Genomic DNA, 21,032 nt, shown 5'->3' on the forward strand with positions numbered 1-21,032 from the left:
GCGCAGCAGATTTGGTCAGGTGTCCTCAGACCGGGGTTTTGAAGATGGGATCGACGATGAACTGCTGCGCCTTGATGCGCAAGGTGCGCTCTTCGTCCAGCTCGGCGCGCGTCTCGCCCAGCTCTTCGCGTTCCGCTTCCAGTTCCAGGCGCGCGGCCGCCAGTTCCGTTTCCACGCGCGTCAGGCTTTCCAGCTTCAGCTGGGCCTGGATCAGTTCGGCGCGCGCCGCTTCGGCAGCCTCTTCCAGGCGCGGGATGCCTTCGAGCTTGAATTGCGCCTTGGCCAGGTCCATGCGGGCCTGCTCGGCCGCCTCTTCCAGGCGTGGCAAGCCTTCCAGGCGCAGCTGCGCCTTGGCCAGGTCCGTGCGGGCCTGGTTCGCCACTTGCCGCTCGCGTTCGAGTTCCTCGCGCAAGGTTTCCAGTTCGCCCGCCTGCAGGTCGAGCAACTCTTGCTGACGCTCATTCTCGCTGGCCAGGTCCATCAATTCCTGTTGATTGTCGTTCATCTCGGCTTCATGCGCGCTGTGGCTGGCGCTTAATTCCTGTCCTACATAATCGAGGATGGCTTGCTGCAGCACGGGCGACAGTTCGGCGGCGGCAGCGATCTGGCGTTGCGCACCCGCCTTGCGGCGCAGCAAGAGCTTGCTGATGGTGCCCAGGCAGGCGCCGTTGCCCAACCGCTCGCGCAAGGCGCGCACCGTGATGGCCTGGCCTTCGCCCGCCATCGCCTCCATTGCCGCATTGATCTGTTCCGCGCTTACTTTTGCCATGTCGTCTGCTCTTGAATGTTGCCCAGGGCAATCTTGCCCAGGGGCACTATCTTATGCCAGCGGCGGCAAAGCGTAAAGTATTTCTCAATAGAGATTACAATTGCACAACGCAAGCGTGAGAAAACATGCGGCATGCGGTGTTTAGGACACCTAACAAAACCGTAGCGAGCGGATGCGAGTTGTGGCTGAGAGGCGGAGCTGTGCGGATGCACGGGGCCGCCGAGGCAGTGAGCATCGGAGGCCGCAAATCGCGACGCGCAGTAGGTTTTGATAGGTGTTACTCTTCGAGCAGGCCATTTTCCGTCAGCATGTCCTGCACCAACTCCAGTCGCAGCACGGGATTATCCTGGCTCAGCAGCAATTGCTTTTGCATGGCGCTCAGGGACAGCAGCTCGCACCAGCGGTTCGCCACCCAGCCGCACTCGTCGAGGCGGAAAGGCGGCTGCAATGGCATTTGCTCGGGCGGGATCTTTTGCTCCTGCAAGGTGCGGATCAGCGCGCCGAGCGCGTCGGCGACGTTCTGCTGCTCCTGGGGAATGGGAATGGTCTTATCGGGCGGCAAGGTTTCGACCTGCGCCATCCACAAGCCGTGCTTGAGCTGCTCGCTGGAAAGGATGTGAAAGCGCTGCAGGCCCATGCATTTGATTTGCAGCAAGCCCGACAGGGGCGCGGCCCAGTCGATGACGCGCGCCAGGGTGCCCACGGGCGCCAGAGTTTCCTGCTGGCCCGGCTTGCGCACTTCCGCACCGTCCAGCAGTTGTACCACGCCGAATGGCTGCTCGCCCATGATGCACTTGCGTATCATGTCCAGGTAGCGTACCTCGAAGATCTGCAGGGGCAGATAGCCATCGGGATACAGCACCGTATTGAGCGGGAACAAAGGTATCGAGGTCATAGGCGCATGATGGCACGAATGCCATATCCGTGCTGCGCGCTTGCCTTGTCAGCCTAACTGCGCCGATTACTTGTAAAAGCGCCTTTTCTTGGCTCGCTCGGCCGCTTTCGGCGCCAGCACCTTGACGGCCTTCTTCTGGATGGTGCCGCCGGCGGACGTGCCCGGCACGCGGTGCTCGGCCTCGAAACCGGGCTCCTCGTTGCGTTTGAGGGTTTGCCGCGTCAACGCTTCCACGGCCGACAGCAATTCCACCTCGTCGGCACAGACGAGCGAGATCGCTTCGCCCGAAGCGCCCGCGCGGCCCGTGCGGCCGATGCGGTGGATATAGTCTTCGGCGACCGTCGGCAAGTCGAAATTGACGACGACGGGCAATTGATCGATGTCCAGGCCACGGGCGGCCACGTCGGTGGCCACCAGCACCTGCACCTCGGCAGATTTGAAACGGGCCAGCGCGCGCAGGCGGTTCGGCTGCGTCTTGTCGCCGTGGATGGAATCGGCGCGCACGCCCTGCTCCAGCAAGGTATTCACCAGCAGTTCGACGCCCTTGCGCGTCTTGACGAAGACCAATACCTGGCCCCAGCGCTTTTTCTTCAACAAGTGCAAAAACAGTTCCGGCTTACGTTTCTTGTCGCACACGATGACCGACTGTTTCACCGCCTTGACCGTGCTGTTGCGCGCGCTCACCTCCACCGAGACGGGGTCTTTCAGCATGGTTTTCGCCATGGCGCGGATGGCGTCCGAAAAGGTGGCCGAGAACAACAGAGTCTGGCGCTGCTTGGGCATGCTCATCAGCAATATATCGAGCTCGCGCTCGAAGCCCAGGTCCAGCATGCGGTCCGCCTCGTCCAGCACCAGGGTTTGCACTTGCTCGAACTTGACGGCGCCCTGCGTCTGCAAGTCCAGCAAGCGGCCCGGCGTGGCCACCAGCACGTCGAGGCCCTTACGCAGTTTGCTGATCTGCGGCTCGATGGGCACACCGCCGTAGGCGACAAAGCTGCGCAGCGGCAGGTTGCCGCCATAGCTGCGGAAACTGGCATAGACCTGCTCGGCCAGTTCGCGCGTGGGCACCAGCACCAGCACGCGCACGCACTGGGGCGCCACCACGCCTTCCAGGGTCAGGCGCTGCAGCAAGGGCACGGCAAAGCCGGCCGTCTTGCCCGTGCCCGTCTGGGCGGCGGCCATCAGGTCACGGCCGGCCAGCACGGCAGGAATCGCTTGCGCCTGCACGGGCGTGGGCTTGGCATAGCCGAGCTCATCGAGTTTGCGGACCAGGGGATCGATCAGGCCGAGGGAGGAAAACGTCATGGGGAAGCAATCTTGGCAAAGTAAAAGGTGGCGCGCACGGATTGGCCGTGCGCGCAATTGCCGAGATTATAGGCCAGCGGAGATGCCGGCCGGGGTTTTCAGTACGAGAACGTCACGATCAGAACTTCATTTCCAGGGTCGCGCGCGCCTGCGGCGAACTCGGTGAAATGCTGTTGCGCACGATGGTGCCGCTGGCGTCCGCATACGTGGTGGTGCTTTCGAAGTCTTGCGCCAGCAGGTTCGACACGGCCAGGCGCAACTGGTTCTTCGCATCGAATTTCCACAGCGCATAAATGTCTAGGTCGCGCCGCGGCGACGTGTAGGCGCTCTGGCGTTCGGTGATGCGCACCGGGCCGCCATTGCGGAAATTGAAGCTGCCGCCCGTGGTCAGCATGCCGTCCGGCGTCTTGTAGTCGAGACCGAAGTTGCCGCTGACGGGCGTTTGCTGGTCGAGCCGATTGTTTGGCCCCGGCACCTGCTCTACCTGCGACCAGTTGCGGCTGATACTGGCGCGCAAGTCGATGGCCGGCACGGGCGCGGACAATACGGCGCGCAGCGGGAACTTCGCTTCCAGTTCCAGTGTCTGCGTATTGGCGCGGCCATCGTTGACGGGCGTCGATACCCAGCGGTCATTGATGAACAGCAAGCCCTGGCGCGTATAGCCGTCGATGCGGCGGGCCGAGGCGCGCGCGCTGAGCAAGGCGCCTTCGGCCCAGTAATGTTCGTACGAGGCGTCGATGCCCAGCGCCAGTTCCGGCTTCAGATAAGGATTGCCTTCGCGGTCAGGGTCGGTCTGGCTATTGTTGGTCGAGGTATTGCGGCGCGGAATCAGGCTCGCCGTGGGCTGCGCCTTGTAGGTGCGCGTCAGGGCCAGACGTACCTGGTCACCCTTGGTATCAGGCAACTTCCACAGGGTTTGCAGCAGCGGGCTCCAGACACTGGTGCGCTGACTCACTTCGTCATAGGTATCGCCAGCGCTGCGCGTATCGATGCCTTCCCAGCGCACGCCCGCATACATGGACCAGCGCGGCGTGATTTCCCATTCATCCTGCACGTACAAAGCCAGGCGCTTGATGGTGGCGTCGAAACCCTCGTCGCTGTTGACGGGAGGGCGCGCGCCCAAGGCACCGAGTGCCACCTCGCGCTGGCGGCGCGTTTCCTCGCGCTGCGTGTAGGCGCCATCCCAGCCCATGGACAGGGCGTGACCGGGCAGCAAGGGGGAGGAATACTTGCCGGTGGAACTGACGCCGTTTTCCGTCGCCTTCACGCCCACCTGGCGTTCGAGCGCCAGGCCGCTGCCGTCGATAAAGCCCTGCTGCAGGCTGTCGGACGTGTTGCGGGCGGCCGAGGCGCCGATTTTCAGTTCCAGTTTGGCGCCGCCAGCCAGCTTGTGCAGCCACGTCAGGTCGCTGCGGCCGAAGGCATTGTGGTTGCTGGAACTGCCCGTGCTGGTGTCGTAGTCTGGGCGCAAGCCCTGCTCCGTTTCCTCGCGGCTGAAATTGCGGTGGTTCGAGCGCCCGCCATTGAAGAAGAATTGCGCCGTCAGATTGTCGCCACCGGCCAGCACCCAGTTCAGGCGCGGCGACAGATTGATGCCTTCCGGACGGCCATCGCCGGTGCCATTCGTGCGGCGCAGCAGGTTTTGCCGGCCATCGGGCGCATAGCCCAGTTCCAGCCCGGGATTGTCGTAGTGGTAATCGTAGCGGAACAGCGAGCCGGCCATGGAATACGAGAAATTGCCGTCGCGGTCAGACAGTTGCAGATTGACGCTGGGCGAGAAGCTCACGTCGCTGCCCTGTACGCCCAGCTTGAGCTCGCGCTGCGCTGTTTTGACGGCTTTTTTCAGCACTACGTTGATGGTGCCGGCGATCGATTGCGTGCTGTATTCGGCGCTGGCCGCGTGCAAAATCTCGATGCGTTCGATCACGTCGGGCGACAGGGTGTCGAGCGAGAAACCGGCCGGCGCCCGCTCGCCGTTGAGCAATATCTGCGTATAACCACTGCCCAGCCCGCGCATGCGGATTTCGCCGCCCGAGCGCCCGGCCGCGCCGGACACGGTGATGCCGGGCAAGCGCTTGAGCACGTCGGTGACATTCGTGTCGCCATACTTGAGGATTTCTTCGCTGCTGACAATCATCTTGCTGGCCGTATCGTCGCGGCGCGGGTCATAGCCGCTGCCCTTGACTTCGACGCTCTGCATGGCGGGCGCGGCTGGCTTTTCAGCCTTCAGCGGCGCAGAGGTGGCAGCAGCGGCGTCGGCGGCTGGCGCTTCGGATTGCCGGGCCTGGGCATTCCAGGCAAGTAAAACGGCGGAACAAAGGACGGTAAGGCGAAGGCAACGGCGTGGCATCATGAGCTGGCTGAAAAAAGTTGGCTGAATAAAAATGGCTAAATGCTAAAAAACAGGCCGCTGTATTGTGCTGTAATTTTTTCCGAGTGGCACAGTTTCCTGAAAATATTTCCTATAGCAAATTAAATTCGGTGGCAGACTGCGATACGCACCCTTGCATACGGCATTATCATTGCGCGCCACATCGCCGCTATAATGCGTTTTCGCCATTATTCCGATCACCCCGTCAAAGGCTTCCCATCGTGTCTGACCGTCTTGCCGTTTTGCCTCAATATCTGCTGCCCAAGGGGGCGTTGACCAACTTTGCCGGACGCATCGCCGGCGCCAAGGGCGGCGCCATGACCACGCGTTTGATCCGCTGGTTCGTCGGCCGCTACAACGTCAACATGGATGAGGCGCTGGACCCGGACATCACGCACTACACGAGTTTCAACGACTTTTTCACGCGCGCGCTGCGCCCCGATGCCCGTCCGCTGGCGCAGGCCGACTACGTCTGCCCCGTCGATGGCCGCATCAGCCAGTTCGGCAGCATCGACAAGGACCAGATCTTCCAGGCCAAGGGCCACAACTTCAGCACCACGGCCCTGGTGGGCGGCGATGCGGCCCTGGCGGCCCAGTTCGAACACGGCAGCTTCGCCAACCTGTACCTGAGCCCGCGCGACTACCACCGCATCCACATGCCGTGCGATGGCCGCTTGACGCGCATGATTTATGTCCCTGGTGAATTGTTCTCCGTCAACCCCACGACGGCGCGCGGCATTCCCGGCCTGTTCGCCCGCAACGAGCGCGTCGTCTGCGTGTTCGACACGGCCAACGGCCCCTTCGTCATGACCCTGGTGGGCGCCACCATCGTCGGCAGCATGGCTACCGTCTGGCACGGCGTCGTCAACCCGCCCCGCACGGGTAAAATCCGCGACTGGAGCTATGCGAACGACAATGTGGTGTTGAAACAGGGCGAAGAGCTGGGCCGCTTCCTGCTCGGTTCCACCGTCGTCATGCTGTTCCCGAAAGGCACAATCAATTTCAACGCCAACTGGCAACCAGCCGGCCCCGTGCAGCTGGGCGAAGTCATGGGCAACGTGCCCAAGTAAGTAAGCCAGCGGAATGCGCGCCTACACGGGCGCATCCGTTTGGTACATTTCCTCCATCAGGTCGAGAAACGCGCGCGTCTTGGCCGGCATCAGCCGCCGGCCGGGAAACACGGCCCAGCCCGTGACTAGCGGGAAACTCCACTCCGGCAGCACGCGCACCAGTTCCCCCGTCTCCACATAGGTCTTGGCAAAGCGATCCGTGCTGGCCGCGATGCCCACGCCCGTGCAGGCCATGCGCACCAGCAATTCCGGCGAATTGGCCAGCAGGCGCACGGGCAAATCGCGCTCCCACGTCGTCTTGCCACGGATCAAAGTCCAGTGCACGAGGCCATGCACGGCGCGGGGCAAGCTGAGCAAATCGTGGCCATACAGATCGTCGGGATGTTCGGGCAAGCCGTGCACGCTCGTGTATTGCGGCGAGGCATACAGGGCCAGGGTACTGAAGGCCACGCGGCGCGCGGCCAGGCTGGCATCGTCGGGCAAGTTGCCCATGCGGATGGCCAGGTCAAAATTTTCTTCCAGCAAATCCACCCGGCGCGCCGACAAGTCCAGCTCCAGCGAAATGGCCGGGTAGCGGCGCACGAACTCGGCCAGCACCTGGCGCATCAGCGCGTCGCCGAAGTCGGCCGGCATGGAAATGCGCAGCAAACCGCTGGGCCCCGCCTGGCGGTGCTGGGCCAGCGCGCCGGCCGCCTCCGTTTCTTCCACCACCTTGCGCGCGTGCTCGAGCAGGCTGGCGCCGAACTCCGTCAGCGCCAGCTTGCGCGTGGTGCGCAGCAGCAGCCGTTCACCCAATTTCGCTTCCAGCAGCGAGATGCGGCGCGACAGGGTCGACTTGGGCAAGTCCACGCGCTGGGCGGCACGCGAAAAACTGCCGCACTCGACGACGCGCGCGAACAGCAGCAAATCTCCGGGATCGATATCCATGAGTTTGTTCCATGAGTGGATTAATGTTATCCATTTTAACGGCTTCCGCATCAATTTTGGAATTGCTATAGTTCATCCATCGCAAGACACCTCACACGGAGAAACAAGATGAACATCCTGCAAATCAATTCCAGCGCACGCAGCACCGGTTCCGCCTCGACCCGTTTGGCTGACGCCATCGTTGCCCGCGTACAAGCGGCCAACCCTGGCGCCGCCCTGGTCCGCCGCGACCTGGCCGCTGCACCGCACCCCGTGCTCGACGAGCCGACCCTGCAAGCGCTGTTCACGCCAGCGGACAAGCGCACGCCGGAGCAAGCGGCCCGCATCGCCCTGGACGACGCCCTGATTGCGCAAGTGCAAGCGGCGGACGTGATCGTCATCGGCGCACCGATGTACAACTTCGGCATCACCGTGCAACTGAAAAGCTGGTTCGACGCGATTGCCCGCGCCAACGTCACCTTCAAGTACACGGAAAACGGCCCCGTGGGCCTCTTGACCGGCAAGAAAGTCTACGTGGGCCTGTCCCGCGGCGGCTTGCACCGCGATAGCGCCAACGATAGCCAGGTGCCTTACCTGAACACCATGTTCGGTTTCCTGGGCCTGACGGACGTGCAATACGTGTATTCGGAAGGCATGGGCATGGGCCCGGAAGCCGTGGCCAAGGCGCAAGCGCAAGCGGACGCCGAGATCAACGCGATTCTGGTGTAATTCCCAGCAGTGAAAGGGGCGGCGCACTGGCGCCGTCCTGGCCTAGAGGAGAGAACAATGAGCGACATCACCACCGTCAACAAGCCACGCGGCGTCGAGCGCGTGATCGCCGGCCAGGCCGTCATGGACGGCGCCGGCGTGAAGATCAACCGCGTGCTGACGCAGCAGCTGCAGCGCCGTCTCGACCCGTTTTTGATGCTCGACAACTTTGCCAGCGACAAGCCGAACGACTATATCGCCGGCTTCCCCGAGCATCCGCACCGCGGCTTCGAGACGGTCTCGTACATGATCACGGGGCGCATGCGCCACAAGGATAGCGCGGGCCACGAAGGCTTGCTGACCTCGGGCGGCGTGCAATGGATGACGGCCGGCAGCGGCGTGATCCACTCGGAAATGCCGGAACAGGAAGAAGGCGTGATGGAAGGCTTTCAGCTGTGGCTGAACCTGCCCGCGCGCGACAAGATGCGCACGCCGTGGTACCGCGATTTCACCAGCGCCGACATCCCCCGCTACACGACGGACGACGGCGTGGCCGTGCAAGTGATCGCCGGCGAGAGCCATGGCGTGACGGGCGCCGTGCAGCGCGAGCTGACGGAACCGCTGTATCTCGATATCGACTTGCCGGCCGGCAGCAGCTTCGAGCAGCCATTGCCACCAGGCCATAACGCTTTCATCTACACTTTCCGTGGCGAAGTGCAGGTGGACGGCAAGGCCGTGCCCGCCCTGCGCATGGCGATCTTCGCCAACACGCCGGGCAGCGACGGCGTACGCATCGAAGCACCGCAAGGCGGCCGCGTCATCCTCGTCGCCGGCCAGCCCTTGAACGAGCCCATCGCGCAGTATGGCCCGTTTGTCATGAATACCCAGGCGGAAGTGTTCCAGGCCGTGCAGGACTTCCGCGAAGGCAAGTTTGGCGAGACGGCAGCGCAGTAACATAGTCTGCTTCAGGAAAAACCTGCAGCGCCTCCGGGCCTGCAGGTTTTTTTACGTGCCGACTATGTTGTTGCTTTTCAATTACACTGACGGCAACCTCATTCCACAAAGCATTCCATGCAGCCGACGCACACCGAACACGACGCCACCCATTTGCACGCCCACCTGAAGGGCGACGCCAAACACACCCACTCGTTCGAGGGGCGCAGCCAGAGCATCCTCGCGTGGGCGCTGGGACTGACCCTGTCGTTTGCCGGCATTGAGGTGGCGGCCGGCTTCATGTCCAATTCGCTGGCCCTGATTTCCGACGCGGGCCACATGGTCACGGACGCGGCCGCGCTGGGCCTGGCCCTGCTGGCACAACTGATCGCGCGCCGCCCGCCCTCGCCGCGCCACTCGTTCGGCTTCGGCCGCGCCGAGGCGCTGGCCGCCTTCGTCAACGGCCTGGCCATGCTGTGCGTGGTGGGCTGGATCTGCTATGAAGCCGTGCTGCGCTTTTCCGCGCCGCAACCTGTGAAGGGCGGCATGGTCTTCATCGTCGCCTTCATCGGCCTGGCGATCAACGTGGTGGTGGCGTGGGTATTGTCGAAAGACAAGCAAAGCGTCAACACGCGCGCCGCCCTCGTGCACGTGATGGGCGATTTGCTCGGTTCGGTTGCCGCCATCATCGCCGGCGCCGTGATTTACTTCACGGGCTGGATGCAGATCGACCCGCTGCTGTCGGTGCTGGTCTCGCTGCTGATTTTAAAATCCACGTTCGGCGTGCTGCGCGAGTCCTACCACTTCCTGATGGAAGGCGTGCCCATGCACATCGACTACATCGCCGTGGGCACGGACGTGGAGCAAGTGGACGGCGTGATTGCCGTGCACGATCTGCATGTGTGGGACATGTCGCCGGGCCAGCCGGCCCTGATCGGCCACGTGGAAATCGAACACCTCGACCATTGGCCAAAGGTCTTGCGCGCGATCAAGAAGATGCTGTTGGTCAAGCATGGGATCGATCATATTACTCTGCAGCCTGAAACCGCCACGATGGCGGGACTGCATGCGGGTGACAAAACCCACTAGCAAATACTGGGGTCGTACCCTGAGGGTACGACCCCGGTCTATGCTCTTGGGGTGAACAAGATCAACTGCGTCTTGCTTCCAGCACCCCACTCACGTCTTTAATGACATTCAGCGCCTTCAACAACTGCGCCGTCGAGCTGATCTCGGCAGTAAACGTCATGCGGGCCTGCCCCTTGGCGCTTTGGGTGTTGACGCCAATGACGTTGATTTTCTCTCGCGAAAAGATTTCGGAAATGTCGCGCAGCAAGCCCTGGCGGTCGCCGGCGAGAATGAAGACGTCGACCGGATACACCGTATCGTGGCCGCCCGTGCTGCCCCACTCCGTGAAGATCACGCGTTCGGGCGACTTGGCGCGCATTTCCTCGAAATTCTTGCAGGTGGCGCGGTGGATCGACACGCCCTTGCCGCGCGTGACGAAGCCGACGATGCTGTCCGGCGGCGCCGGCTTGCAGCACTTGGCCAGCACCGTCATCAAGCCTTCTGTGCCCACCACCAGCACGCCGGACTTGGCGCCCTGCTCCACGCTGGAGGCGCGGCTTTTCCCGACCAGCACGGCGTCTTCCGGCACCACCACTTCGCCATTGTCGTGCAGCGCCTGCTCCACATGGCGCAGGCTGAATTCATCCTTGCCCACCGACAGGAACAGCTCGTCGACTTTCGCAAAGCCCAGCTTTTGCGCCAGCGCTTCCAGATTGACGGCCGTCTTGCCTTCGCGCTGCAAGGATTTCTCCACCAGCGCGCGGCCATGGGCCAGGGTTTCCTGCATGTCGATGGCGTGGAACCAGGCGCGGATCTTCGAGCGCGTGCGCGTGCTGACGGCGTAGCCGGCGCCCAGCCAGTCGCGCGACGGCCCGGCCGTACCCGGTGCGCCCTTGGCCGTGATGATTTCGCAGGTCTGGCCATTCTTTAATTGCGTATTCAGGGGCACCATGATGCCGTCGACCTTGGCGCCGCGGCAGCGGTGACCCACGTCCGTGTGCAGGTGATAGGCAAAATCGACGGGCGTGGCGCCCACGGGCAATTCCAGCACCCGCGCCTGCGGCGTCATGACGAAGATGCGGTCGTCCAGGGTGGCCGATTTGAGCTTTTCCACCCATTCGCGCTGGATTTCTTCCTGGCCCACGACGGCGTCGGCCACTTCCGTCTTCCACGCCAGCAACTGGCGCAGCCATGCGATTTTTTCGTCGTATTTCTGGCCGGCAAAGTTCGAGCCGCCCTCTTCCTTGTAGCGCCAGTGCGCGGCCACGCCGTATTCGGCAAAGCTGTGCATTTCATTCGTGCGGATTTGCACTTCCAGCGGGCGGCCATCCTCGGCCGTCACCACCGTGTGCAGCGACTGATACCCATTCGGTTTCGGCCGCGAAATGTAATCGTCGAATTCTTTCGGGATGGGGGTCCAGATATTGTGAACCACGCCCAGTACCGTATAGCAAGTTTTCACGTCGGAAACGATGACGCGGAAGGCGCGCACATCGTACAGGGCCGTGAAATCGAGTTCCTTGCCGCGCATCTTGTTCCAGATGCTGTAAATGTGTTTCGGGCGGCCAAATACTTCCGCCTGGATACCGGCCGAAGCCAGTTCCGTCTGCAGGCGCAGAATCGCCGAGGAAACAAAGCCCTCGCGCATCATGCGCTTTTCTTCCAGCATCTTGGCGATGCGTTTATACGCTTCCGGTTCGATGAAACGGAACGACAAGTCTTCCAGTTCCCATTTCAGCTGCCAGATGCCGAGGCGGTTGGCCAGCGGCGCGTACAAATCCAGCGTTTCCTTGCCGTACTCGCGCGTCATTTCGTTGAACAGCTTTAATTCGGCGAAATAGCGCAAGGTCGTCACGCAAGCGGCCAGACGCACCAGCACGACACGCATGTCGGAAGCCATCGCCAGCAGCATCTTGCGCAAGGTTTCCACCTGGGCCACGGCTTGCTGCGCCGCATTCTTGCCGCGACCGGCAGCGCTGCCGTGCTGCGCCTGGGTCAGCGCGCGCAAACGGATCAGCTGGCGCACGCCTGTCGCCAGGTCGCACACCTGCTTGCCGAAGCGCGGCTCGATATCGGCCGCCGTATCGGGGTCCAGCAGGGTCAGCTCGAACATCAGGCCGGCGATGCGCGTTTCCGCATCGCTGCGCAGAAAAGCCAGGGTGGTGGCCACGCCGATGGCGAATTCCAGCGCAGAACGGCCGGCAAAGGTCTGCTTGTCGCCATACGCTTCGGTGGCATACGCGAACGCGTCCAGCACGCGCGCGCTGTCCGGCGCACTCAAGCCCTCTACCAGTTGTTCCGAGGTGATGCTATTCGGGGCCGAGATGGAAACCATGTAATACCTTATAAACTGAATAACTGAATAACCTAGCGCTCTGCAGCGATGATGACGATTTCAACCAGGCATGCCGGATTGGCCAGCTTCGCCTCCACGGTGGCGCGCGGCGGAGTATGGCTTGACGCGACCCAGTCATCCCATACTTCATTCATGCCGTCAAAGTCTTTCATGTCGGCGATGTAGATCTGGCACGACAGGATGCAAGTCTTGTCGCTGCCCGCTTCCGCCAGCAAACGGTCGACATGGCCGAGCACTTCGCGCGTCTGGCCGACGATATCTTGCGTGGTGTCTTCGGCGATCTGGCCAGCCAGGTAGATGGTGTTGTTGTGTATGGCTACTTCGGAGAGGCGTTTGCCTACGTGCAGTCGTGTAATTTCCATGCTTCTTCTTTCGGTTGTTTCAAAATCTGTACAGCGGTGTTGCTTGTTGCCTGGTTACCTGCCCAGCAAAAACTTGCGCGCGATGGCGATCTGGTCGTCGTGGACAAAAGTCGGCGCATGGCCCACGCCGGCGATTTCCACCAGTTGCGCCTTCGGGCCGCGGCCCAGCATGATCTGCGCCGTCGCGTGCGACAGCAAATCGGATTCCGACCCGCGCACCAGCAAGGTGGGGCAGCGCACGGCATCATACGCGGCCCACAGCATGGCTTCGTCGCTGGCCGCCGATTCCGGCGTGGCCGAACGGAACGGCATGGCCAGTCCCATATCATAGTGGCGGCGCCAATGGCCATCCTTATCCTGGCGTAACACATCCACTGCCAGTTTATGCCATTCCGCGTCCGTGTGCGGGCCGAAGCTGGCGGACACGTCACGCACAAACCTGGCGCCCTGCTCGAAGGTTTCGAAACGCAAGTCCTGGCCGATGTAGTCGCCGATGCGCTGCAAGGCTTCCGGCGCCAGGGTCGGGCCGATATCGTTCAACACCAGCTTGCTGATCGGGCTGTCCGGCAACGATGCCAGGCCCAGGCCGATCAGGCCGCCCATCGAGGTGCCGAACCAGTCCACCGTCTGACGCTCGCCGTTGGCCAGCACGCGCGCCAGCAGGGTCACCATGTCGCTCACATATTGCGGTACGCGGTAAAACTGCGGATTGGCCAGCCAGCCCGAACGCCCGCGTCCCACCACATCAGGGCAGATGACGCGGTAATCGCTGGCCATGGCGCGCGCCAGGTTGTCGAAGTCGTCCGCCACGCGCGTCACGCCATGGGCGCAGACGAGCACGTTCGGATTGTCGGGCGCGCCCCACTCCTTGTACGACATGGTATGCAAGCCTGCGGGGGAGATGCACTGGACGGATTTGATGCTCGCTTCGATCATGCCATTCCTTTAACACCGGAGAAAACCTACTGCGCGTCGGTGGTTGCGGCCTGCGATGCTCACCGTACCAAAGTACGGTTGCGCTTCTCGACCACAACTCCCTTCCGCTCGCTACGGTTTTGTCCGGCGTCGTTATTTGGTAGTAAAAAACAAAGAAACCGGCGATTTGCCGGCTGCCTCGCGCGCGACGCTACGGCAGTGTAGCGCAGCGCGGGCAATGCTCCAAGCGCACGGCTGAAATGCTGCGCCGCAGCACAGCACTGGCACGTTCGCCATGGCGCAATACCCGATATAGCGAAACTGCATATCTGCGGTTATCCACAATTGAGCCGGCCCGGCAATGGGCGGATGATCGCAGCATCAACCCGCAAGAGGAGACCACTCGTGAAAAAACCATTCTATAAAATCCTGTATGTCCAGGTGCTGTTCGCCATCGTGGCCGGCGTGCTGCTGGGGGTGTTCTACCCATCGAACGCCGTCGACATGAAACCGCTGGGCGACGGCTTTATCAAACTGATCAAGATGATCATCGCCCCCGTGATCTTCTGTACCGTGGTCTCCGGCATTGCCGGCATGCAGGACGTCAAGAAGATCGGCCGCGTAGGCGGCAAGGCGCTGCTGTACTTTGAAGTGGTCTCCACCTTCGCGCTGGCCATCGGCTTGCTGGTTGCCAATATCCTCAAACCGGGCGCCGGCTTCAACGCCGATCCCGCCCACCTGGACGCCAAGTCGATCGCCCAATACACGCATGCGGAAGGCTTGACGACGGTGGACTTCCTGATGAACATCATCCCGAAGACCTTTGTCGACGCCTTCGCCAAGGGCGACATCCTGCAAGTGCTGCTGATCGCCATCCTGTTCGGCTTCTCGCTGTCACTGCTGGGTGAGCGCGGCCGTCCGGTCACCAAGCTGATCGACGAGCTGTCGCATGCCATCTTCGGCATGGTCAACATCATCATGAAAGTCGCTCCGATCGGCGCATTCGGCGCGATGGCCTTTACCATCGGCAAATACGGCCTGGCTTCGCTGATCCCGCTGGCTAAACTGATGGGTTCGTTCTACCTGACCTGCTTCCTGTTCATCTTCGTCGTGCTGGGTGCCATCGCCAAGTACACGGGCTTCTCCATCGGCCGCTTCTTGCTGTACATCAAGGAAGAACTGCTGATCGTGCTGGGCACGAGTTCGTCGGAATCGGCCCTGCCGGCCCTGATGAAAAAACTCGAACGCCTGGGCTGCTCGAAACCGGTGGTCGGCCTGGTCGTGCCTACCGGCTACTCGTTCAACCTGGACGGCACCAATATCTACATGACCATGGCGGCCCTGTTCGTGGCACAAGCGACCAACACGGAACTGACCATCTGGCAGGAACTGACCATCCTCGGCGTGGCGATGCTGACCTCGAAAGGTGCGTCCGGCATCACGGGCGCCGGTTTCATCACCCTGGCCGCCACCCTGGCCGTGGTGCCGACGATTCCCGTGGCCGGCATGGCGCTGATCCTGGGCATCGACCGCTTCATGAGCGAATGCCGCGCGCTGACCAACTTCATCGGCAACGGCGTGGCCACCATCGTCGTGTCGAAATGGGAAAAAGAACTGGACATGGACAAGCTGCACAGCGAGCTGGCCCATCCCACCCACCCGACCGACGATGCCTACGTCGCACCGAGCGTGAATATCGTCAAGTAAGCGCCTCATTCACTTGAAAAGCCCCGCAGAGCGATCTGCGGGGCTTTTTGCATTGCGCGCAAGTTTCACCGCATCATCAACCAATAGTAAATCATGCATCAATATTTATCATGATGATCAATGAATCAAAAACCATTACAGTGCTGTCACCTGTTCGCCGCCAGGCTCGCGCATAATGACATTGCGTTAATGCAAGCCTGACACCGAACCATCCACCTTTTTGAATGGAGTACGTCATGTCCCTCACGCCCGCCTTCTACGCCACCTGGTCTCCACGCTTGCTGGGCCTGCTTCGCATCATCCTCGGCTTCCTCTACATCCAGCACGGCACGGCCAAACTGTTCGGCGTGCCGCACGTGGCCATGTTCGACGGCTTGCAGCTGTTTTCCCTGATGGGCGCGGCCGGCGTGCTGGAACTGGTGGGCGGCGCCCTGCTGCTGCTCGGCCTGTTCACGCGTCCTGTCGCCTTCATCCTGTCGGGCCAGATGGCCGTGGCCTATTTTCTGATGCACGCGCCAAGCGCCTTCCTGCCTATCCTGAACGGCGGCGAAATGGCCGTGATGTACTGCTTCAGCTTCCTGTACTTCGCCGCTGCGGGTGCCGGCGCCTACAGCCTGGACGACATGCGCGGCAAGGCGGGCGCATAAAAAAGGGCGGACATCGCTGTCCGCCCTTCTATTCCAGACCACAATCCGTCTATACGGCGGAAACGTCCAGCTCAGCACCCGTGGCCGCCTGCACCTGCTCCTTGGTCACGCCCGGCGCCAGTTCCACCAGCTTCAAGCCGTTTTCCGTCACGTCGATGACGCCCAGGTCGCTGATGATGACGTCCACCACGCCCACGCCCGTCAGCGGCAAGTCGCACTGTTTCAGCAATTTATGCGACGTCGTGCCATCCTTGGCCGTGGCCACGTGCTCCATCAGCACGACGACGCGCTTGACGCCGGCGACGAGATCCATCGCGCCGCCCATGCCCTTGACCATCTTGCCTGGAATCATCCAGTTCGCCAGGTCACCCTTTTCCGACACTTGCATGGCGCCCAGGATGGCCAGGTTGATCTTGCCGCCGCGGATCATGCCGAACGAGTCAGCCGAGCTGAAATAGGCGGCGCCGGGCAAGGCCGTCACCGTCTGCTTGCCGGCGTTGATCAGGTCGGCATCGACTTCCGCGTCGGTGGGGAACGGGCCGATGCCCAGTAGTCCGTTTTCCGACTGCAAAAACACTTCCATATTGTCCGGCACGTAGTTCGCCACCAGGGTCGGCAAGCCGATGCCCAGGTTCACATAAAAGCCATCCTGCAATTCCTTTGCCGCGCGCGCGGCCATTTGATCTCTCGTCCAAGCCATTATCATCTCCCTCAATTTTCGTGGAACGCCTGTCCAAACCTACTGCGCGGCGCGCTTTGCGGCCTGCGATGCTCACCGTACTAAAGTACGGTTGCGCTTCTTAGCCACAAATCACTGCCGCTCGCTACGGTTTTGCCATGCGTAAATCTTCTATTTATTAGTCAGTGCGCACGGTGCGCTGCTCGATGCGTTTTTCCGGGTTCGCGTTGACCACGATGCGGTGCACGAAGATGCTGGGCGTGTGCACCTGGTCCGGGTCGATCTCGCCCACTTCGACCAGTTTTTCCACTTCGACGATGGTGATCTTGCCGGCCATGGCCACGTTCGGGTTGAAATTGCGCGCCGTCTTGCGGTAAACCAAATTGCCGGCGCGGTCGGCCATGTAGGCTTTCACCAGCGATACGTCGGCCACGAGGCTGCGTTCCATCACGTATTGTTCGCCGTCGAATTCGCGCAGTTCCTTGCCGTCGGCAACGATGGTGCCCACGCCCGTCTTGGTGAAGAAGGCGGGAATGCCGGCGCCACCGGCGCGCAGTTTCTCGGCCAGGGTGCCTTGCGGCGTGAATTCCAGTTCCAGTTCGCCGGCCAGGTACTGGCGCGCGAATTCCTTGTTTTCGCCCACGTAGGAGGCGATCATTTTCTTGATCTGGCGCGTCGTGAGCAACTGGCCCAGGCCGAAGCCGTCCACGCCGGCGTTGTTGGAAATGGCCGTCAGGCCCGTCACGCCCGAATCGCGCAAGGCACCGATCAGGGCTTCGGGAATGCCGCACAGGCCGAAGCCGCCGACGGCGATGGTCTGGCCATCTTGAACGATACCGGCCAGCGCCGAGGCGGCGTCAGGATAAACTTTATTCATGGGTGTCCCTCTATCTTTTGTTAAGCTTTGGTCTTGAGTCCATGACTCAGGCAGCGACTCAGCATAAAATACGCGAGTGGAAAGTACAATACCGTAGAACTACCGGCGCCGTGCCAGCAATCCCCCTGTGAGAGTGATACGTATCAGATGAACGCCGCGTCAGCCATCGATTATGAAAGCATCTTCCTGCACGCGCCCGTGGGCATGTGCATGTCGGAAAACCGCATCATGCGCAGCTGCAACGAGGCGCTGGCATCCATGTTCGGCTATGAGCGCGCCCAGCTCGACGACCAGTCCTTCGAAGTACTCTACCCCACGCACGACGAATTCCTGCGCACGGGTGACCGCATCATCCCCATCATGAACACCAGGGGCCGCTATTCGGACGAGCGCATCATGCGCCGCAGTAATGGTGAATTATTCTGGTGCCATGTGACGGGCCACGCCATGCTGCCGGGCCAGCCACTGGGAGCGGGCATCTGGACGTTCGAGGATGTCAGCGAGAAACGCCCCGTGACGGCCCAGTTGACCCCGCGCGAGCGCGAAATCGCCGCCCTGCTGGTGGAAGGCAAGACCAGCAAGGTCATCGCCCGCCAGATCGACCTCAGCCCCCGCACGGTGGAAATGCACCGCGCCAAGCTGATGCGCAAATTCGCCGCCGCGACCTCATCCGAGCTGGTACACAAGCTGGTGGGACTGCAACTGCAGCGTTAGAAGGTACTCATTCCACCGTCTGCAGAAATGATCGCGCCGTTGATAAAGTGCGAATCCTCGCCCGCCAGCAGCAGCAGCAGCCCGTCCAGGTCTTCCGGCTTGCCCGGGCGCTTGTTCGGCAGCATCTCGATCAGCTTCTTGCCCTGCTCGGTGGCGAAATAATCTTCATTGATCTCGGTGGAAATGTAGCCGGGGCAGATGGCGTTGGTGTTGATGCCATACTTGCCCCACTCCACGGCCATGGCGCGCGTCATGTGCACCATGCCGGCCTTGCTCATGCAATACACGCCGATCTGCGGCAGCACCTGCAAGCCCGCCATCGAGGCGATATTGATGATGCGGTGCTGTTTCTTCGGGTCGCCCTTGGCGCGCGCGATCATGCGCTTGGCCGTCTGCTGGGCCACGAAGAATGATCCGCGCAGGTTGGTGTCCATCACGAACGAGTAATCTTCGGGCGTGACGTCGACCAGGCGTTGCGTGGTGGAGACACCGGAATTGTTGACGAGGATATCGATGGGACCCGCTTCCGTTTCCGCATGCGCGATGGCCGACTTGATGCTGGCGAAGTCGGTCACGTCGAGCGACACCACGTGCGCGGCGCCGCCATCGGCTTCGATTTCGGCGCGCAATTCCTTCAGGCGCTCGGTGCGGCGCGACGCCAGCACGACCTGCGCGCCGGCCTGGGCCAGCACTTTCGCAAAGCGCGCGCCGAGGCCGCTCGATGCGCCGGTAATCAGGGCAATCTTGCCCTCGAAATTGACTTCTATGCCCACGAGCTACTCCTGTTTTATTTTAGACAACACTTTACACCGTGCCACTGGCACAGGGGCAAAATACCCTGCGTCACACTTGAGCAAAGGTAAACGCCATCATTACACAAAATGGCCGGATTTAGATTGCGGCGAGGGGCAATGTCACGCAAAATGGCGCCAAAGTTGCAATCCTCGCCAAAAACAAGCACACTCGTGCTTAAATTTATTCGAAGATTCCTCACCCACCCATTTAGTGACTAACAATCGAGACCATGACACAGCCTAATAACTTAGTTGAACAGTACGGACCGCGCGAGACCATGGAGTATGACGTGGTGATCGTCGGCGGTGGCCCCGCAGGCTTGGCGGCGGCCATCCGCCTGAAGCAGCTGGCCGCTGAAAAGAGCCAGGAAGTGTCCGTCTGCGTGCTGGAAAAAGGTGGCGAACTGGGCGCGCATATCCTGTCGGGCGCCATCATGGACCCGAAAGCTTTGAGCGAACTGATTCCGAACTGGAAAGAACTGGGCGCGCCCCTGAACACGGCAGTGACGGAAGACCGCATCCTGTTCCTGACGGAAACCAAAGCGTATAAAACGCCGAACTTCGCCGTGCCGGCCTGCTTTGAAAACCATGGCAACTACATCGTCTCGCTGGGTAATGTGGTGCGCTGGATGGGCCAGCAGGCGGAAAACCTGGGCGTGGAAATCTTCCCCGGCTTCCCTGCCGCGGAAATCCTCTACAACGACGACGGCTCCGTGAAAGGCGTGGCGACCGGCAATATGGGCGTCAAGCGCGACGGCGAACCGGGTCCCGACTTCCAGCTGGGCATGGAATTGCATGCCAAGTACACCCTGTTCGCCGAAGGCGCGCGCGGCCACCTGGGCAAGCAATTGATGGCCAAGTATGACTTGAACGCCGGCAAGGACCCGCAATCGTACGGCATCGGCATCAAGGAATTGTGGGAAATCGACCCGGCCCTGCACCAGCCGGGCCTGGTGATCCACTCGACCGGCTGGCCACTGGACGCGAAGACCTATGGCGGCTCCTTCCTGTACCACCTGGAAAACAACCAGGTGATGGTCGGCTATGTGGTGGGCCTGAACTACGAAAACCCGTACCTGTCGCCGTACGAGGAATTCCAGCGCTATAAAACGCATCCGGAAATCCGCAAATTCTTCGAAGGCGGCAAGCGCATCTCGTACGGCGCGCGCGCGATCACGGCCGGCGGCCTGCAATCGTTGCCGAAACTGGTGTTCGCCGGCGGCGCGCTGATCGGCTGCGATGCGGGCTTTTTGAACATGAGCCGCATCAAGGGCAGCCACGCGGCCATCAAGAGCGGCATGCTGGCCGCGGACGCGGCCTTCGGCGCGCTGGGCGAACAGCGCCAGCACGACGAACTGTCCAGCTACCCTGTCGCGTTTGAACAATCCTGGCTGCATGAAGAGCTGCACGTGGCGCGCAACGTCAAGCCTTGGCTGTCGAAAGGCCTGTACCTGGGCAGCGTGATGACGGCCGTCGACCAGCTCCTCTTCCGTGGCAAGGCGCCATGGACCCTGCACCACACGCATGGCGACCACGAGTGCCTGAAACCGGCGGCCCAGTCGAAAAAGATCGTGTATCCGAAACCCGATGGCAAGCTGACCTTCGACAAGATGTCGTCCGTCTTCATCTCGAACACCAACCACGCGGAAGACCAGCCGATCCACCTGACCTTGAAGAACGCCAGCGTGCCGGTCGACGTCAACCTGGCCATGTATGCGGGTCCGGAAGCGCGCTACTGTCCCGCCGGCGTGTACGAGTTCGTGAAGACCGACGACGGCGCCGAACGCCTGCAGATCAATGCGCAAAACTGCGTGCACTGCAAGACCTGCGACATCAAGGACCCGACGCAGAACATCGTGTGGGTGACGCCGGAAGGCGGCGGCGGACCGAATTATCCGAATATGTAATCCAAGTATGTAAGCTGCCTGGATAGCAATAATGACAAGGCGCGGCCCG

Annotated in this window: 19 protein-coding genes; 8 read left to right on the plus strand and 11 right to left on the minus strand. The window is 61.6% G+C overall.

Annotation, left to right across the window (positions count from 1 at the left end):
- Positions 1 to 25 precede the first annotated feature (25 nt).
- From O0882_RS13215 to O0882_RS13230, 4 genes are all read right to left on the minus strand, one after another.
- Positions 26 to 769: a DNA-binding protein gene (locus O0882_RS13215; protein WP_035818092.1), complete on the minus strand. Its 744-nt coding sequence runs from the start codon at positions 767 to 769 to the stop codon at positions 26 to 28.
- Positions 770 to 1,046: 277 nt separating this feature from the next.
- Positions 1,047 to 1,664, minus strand: a complete 618-nt coding sequence (locus O0882_RS13220) for an LON peptidase substrate-binding domain-containing protein (RefSeq protein WP_289948600.1) — start codon at positions 1,662 to 1,664, stop codon at positions 1,047 to 1,049.
- 66 nt (positions 1,665 to 1,730) lie between these two features.
- Positions 1,731 to 2,969, minus strand: a complete 1,239-nt coding sequence (locus O0882_RS13225; protein WP_230541929.1) for a DEAD/DEAH box helicase — start codon at positions 2,967 to 2,969, stop codon at positions 1,731 to 1,733.
- Between the two features lie 118 nt (positions 2,970 to 3,087).
- Positions 3,088 to 5,169, minus strand: a complete 2,082-nt coding sequence (locus tag O0882_RS13230; RefSeq protein ID WP_289948603.1) for a TonB-dependent receptor — start codon at positions 5,167 to 5,169, stop codon at positions 3,088 to 3,090.
- A gap of 392 nt (positions 5,170 to 5,561) precedes the next feature.
- Here O0882_RS13230 and asd point away from each other — a divergent pair, with 392 nt between their 5' ends.
- Positions 5,562 to 6,410: an archaetidylserine decarboxylase gene (gene asd / locus O0882_RS13235; protein WP_289948604.1), complete on the plus strand. Its 849-nt coding sequence runs from the start codon at positions 5,562 to 5,564 to the stop codon at positions 6,408 to 6,410.
- A 21-nt stretch (positions 6,411 to 6,431) separates the two neighbouring features.
- On the opposite strand, the gene O0882_RS13240 is transcribed toward asd, so the two are convergent.
- Positions 6,432 to 7,337: a LysR family transcriptional regulator gene (locus O0882_RS13240; protein ID WP_289948606.1), complete on the minus strand. Its 906-nt coding sequence runs from the start codon at positions 7,335 to 7,337 to the stop codon at positions 6,432 to 6,434.
- A 108-nt stretch (positions 7,338 to 7,445) separates the two neighbouring features.
- Here O0882_RS13240 and O0882_RS13245 point away from each other — a divergent pair, with 108 nt between their 5' ends.
- From O0882_RS13245 to O0882_RS13255, 3 genes are all read left to right on the plus strand, one after another.
- Complete coding sequence (locus O0882_RS13245) at positions 7,446 to 8,045, plus strand: NAD(P)H-dependent oxidoreductase (protein WP_289948607.1); 600 nt, start codon at positions 7,446 to 7,448, stop codon at positions 8,043 to 8,045.
- A gap of 57 nt (positions 8,046 to 8,102) precedes the next feature.
- Positions 8,103 to 8,978, plus strand: coding sequence for a pirin family protein (locus tag O0882_RS13250; RefSeq protein ID WP_289948609.1), 876 nt, complete (start codon positions 8,103 to 8,105; stop codon positions 8,976 to 8,978).
- A gap of 117 nt (positions 8,979 to 9,095) precedes the next feature.
- Positions 9,096 to 10,046: a cation diffusion facilitator family transporter gene (locus tag O0882_RS13255; RefSeq protein ID WP_289948610.1), complete on the plus strand. Its 951-nt coding sequence runs from the start codon at positions 9,096 to 9,098 to the stop codon at positions 10,044 to 10,046.
- A gap of 61 nt (positions 10,047 to 10,107) precedes the next feature.
- Here the strand turns inward: O0882_RS13255 and O0882_RS13260 are convergent, their stop codons facing one another.
- From O0882_RS13260 to O0882_RS13270, 3 genes are read right to left on the minus strand one after another with little or no spacing between them, the layout of a single operon-like run.
- Complete coding sequence (locus tag O0882_RS13260) at positions 10,108 to 12,360, minus strand: bifunctional (p)ppGpp synthetase/guanosine-3',5'-bis(diphosphate) 3'-pyrophosphohydrolase (protein WP_289948611.1); 2,253 nt, start codon at positions 12,358 to 12,360, stop codon at positions 10,108 to 10,110.
- Positions 12,361 to 12,392: 32 nt separating this feature from the next.
- Positions 12,393 to 12,743, minus strand: a complete 351-nt coding sequence (locus O0882_RS13265; RefSeq protein WP_099759545.1) for a RidA family protein — start codon at positions 12,741 to 12,743, stop codon at positions 12,393 to 12,395.
- Positions 12,744 to 12,797: 54 nt separating this feature from the next.
- Entirely contained in the window at positions 12,798 to 13,679 is an 882-nt protein-coding gene (locus tag O0882_RS13270; RefSeq protein ID WP_289948613.1) for an alpha/beta hydrolase, read from the minus strand.
- Positions 13,680 to 14,027: 348 nt separating this feature from the next.
- Here O0882_RS13270 and O0882_RS13275 point away from each other — a divergent pair, with 348 nt between their 5' ends.
- Positions 14,028 to 15,365, plus strand: a complete 1,338-nt coding sequence (locus tag O0882_RS13275; protein ID WP_289948615.1) for a dicarboxylate/amino acid:cation symporter — start codon at positions 14,028 to 14,030, stop codon at positions 15,363 to 15,365.
- A gap of 236 nt (positions 15,366 to 15,601) precedes the next feature.
- Positions 15,602 to 16,012, plus strand: coding sequence for a DoxX family membrane protein (locus O0882_RS13280; RefSeq protein WP_289948616.1), 411 nt, complete (start codon positions 15,602 to 15,604; stop codon positions 16,010 to 16,012).
- A gap of 49 nt (positions 16,013 to 16,061) precedes the next feature.
- Here O0882_RS13280 and O0882_RS13285 read toward each other — a convergent pair whose 3' ends face one another.
- Together O0882_RS13285 and O0882_RS13290 are read right to left on the minus strand one after the other, a co-directional pair.
- Positions 16,062 to 16,712, minus strand: a complete 651-nt coding sequence (locus tag O0882_RS13285; protein ID WP_289948618.1) for a CoA transferase subunit B — start codon at positions 16,710 to 16,712, stop codon at positions 16,062 to 16,064.
- Positions 16,713 to 16,869: 157 nt separating this feature from the next.
- Positions 16,870 to 17,568 (minus strand): CoA transferase subunit A, encoded by a 699-nt coding sequence (locus O0882_RS13290; protein ID WP_099664372.1) that lies wholly within the window; start codon positions 17,566 to 17,568, stop codon positions 16,870 to 16,872.
- Between the two features lie 147 nt (positions 17,569 to 17,715).
- On the opposite strand from O0882_RS13290, the gene O0882_RS13295 reads away from it, so the two are divergent.
- On the plus strand, positions 17,716 to 18,282 hold the full coding sequence (locus O0882_RS13295) for a LuxR C-terminal-related transcriptional regulator (protein ID WP_289948620.1): 567 nt from the start codon (positions 17,716 to 17,718) through the stop codon (positions 18,280 to 18,282).
- Here O0882_RS13295 and O0882_RS13300 read toward each other — a convergent pair.
- Complete coding sequence (locus tag O0882_RS13300) at positions 18,279 to 19,055, minus strand: SDR family oxidoreductase (protein WP_034752351.1); 777 nt, start codon at positions 19,053 to 19,055, stop codon at positions 18,279 to 18,281. The genes O0882_RS13295 and O0882_RS13300 overlap by 4 nt on opposite strands.
- 251 nt (positions 19,056 to 19,306) lie before the next feature.
- Here O0882_RS13300 and O0882_RS13305 point away from each other — a divergent pair, with 251 nt between their 5' ends.
- The gene (locus O0882_RS13305) at positions 19,307 to 20,983 is read left to right on the plus strand and encodes an electron transfer flavoprotein-ubiquinone oxidoreductase (protein WP_289948621.1); all 1,677 of its coding nucleotides are present in this window, start codon (positions 19,307 to 19,309) and stop codon (positions 20,981 to 20,983) included.
- Positions 20,984 to 21,032 lie beyond the last annotated feature (49 nt).

The organism is Janthinobacterium sp. SUN073 (genome assembly GCF_030397665.1).
Lineage (GTDB): Bacteria > Pseudomonadota > Gammaproteobacteria > Burkholderiales > Burkholderiaceae_D > Janthinobacterium.

Excerpts from the sequence above, each read along its gene's own strand:
- O0882_RS13215 (WP_035818092.1), bottom strand. The coding sequence starts at position 769 with ATGGCAAAAGTAAGCGCGGAACAGATCAATGCGGCAATGGAGGCGATG.
- O0882_RS13220 (WP_289948600.1), bottom strand. The coding sequence starts at position 1,664 with ATGACCTCGATACCTTTGTTCCCGCTCAATACGGTGCTGTATCCCGAT.
- O0882_RS13225 (WP_230541929.1), bottom strand. The coding sequence starts at position 2,969 with ATGACGTTTTCCTCCCTCGGCCTGATCGATCCCCTGGTCCGCAAACTC.
- O0882_RS13230 (WP_289948603.1), bottom strand. The coding sequence starts at position 5,169 with ATGCAGAGCGTCGAAGTCAAGGGCAGCGGCTATGACCCGCGCCGCGAC.
- O0882_RS13240 (WP_289948606.1), bottom strand. The coding sequence starts at position 7,337 with ATGGATATCGATCCCGGAGATTTGCTGCTGTTCGCGCGCGTCGTCGAG.
- O0882_RS13245 (WP_289948607.1), top strand. The coding sequence starts at position 7,446 with ATGAACATCCTGCAAATCAATTCCAGCGCACGCAGCACCGGTTCCGCC.
- O0882_RS13250 (WP_289948609.1), top strand. The coding sequence starts at position 8,103 with ATGAGCGACATCACCACCGTCAACAAGCCACGCGGCGTCGAGCGCGTG.
- O0882_RS13255 (WP_289948610.1), top strand. The coding sequence starts at position 9,096 with ATGCAGCCGACGCACACCGAACACGACGCCACCCATTTGCACGCCCAC.
- O0882_RS13260 (WP_289948611.1), bottom strand. The coding sequence starts at position 12,360 with ATGGTTTCCATCTCGGCCCCGAATAGCATCACCTCGGAACAACTGGTA.
- O0882_RS13265 (WP_099759545.1), bottom strand. The coding sequence starts at position 12,743 with ATGGAAATTACACGACTGCACGTAGGCAAACGCCTCTCCGAAGTAGCC.
- O0882_RS13270 (WP_289948613.1), bottom strand. The coding sequence starts at position 13,679 with ATGATCGAAGCGAGCATCAAATCCGTCCAGTGCATCTCCCCCGCAGGC.
- O0882_RS13275 (WP_289948615.1), top strand. The coding sequence starts at position 14,028 with ATGATCGCAGCATCAACCCGCAAGAGGAGACCACTCGTGAAAAAACCA.
- O0882_RS13280 (WP_289948616.1), top strand. The coding sequence starts at position 15,602 with ATGTCCCTCACGCCCGCCTTCTACGCCACCTGGTCTCCACGCTTGCTG.
- O0882_RS13285 (WP_289948618.1), bottom strand. The coding sequence starts at position 16,712 with ATGGCTTGGACGAGAGATCAAATGGCCGCGCGCGCGGCAAAGGAATTG.
- O0882_RS13290 (WP_099664372.1), bottom strand. The coding sequence starts at position 17,568 with ATGAATAAAGTTTATCCTGACGCCGCCTCGGCGCTGGCCGGTATCGTT.
- O0882_RS13295 (WP_289948620.1), top strand. The coding sequence starts at position 17,716 with ATGAACGCCGCGTCAGCCATCGATTATGAAAGCATCTTCCTGCACGCG.
- O0882_RS13305 (WP_289948621.1), top strand. The coding sequence starts at position 19,307 with ATGACACAGCCTAATAACTTAGTTGAACAGTACGGACCGCGCGAGACC.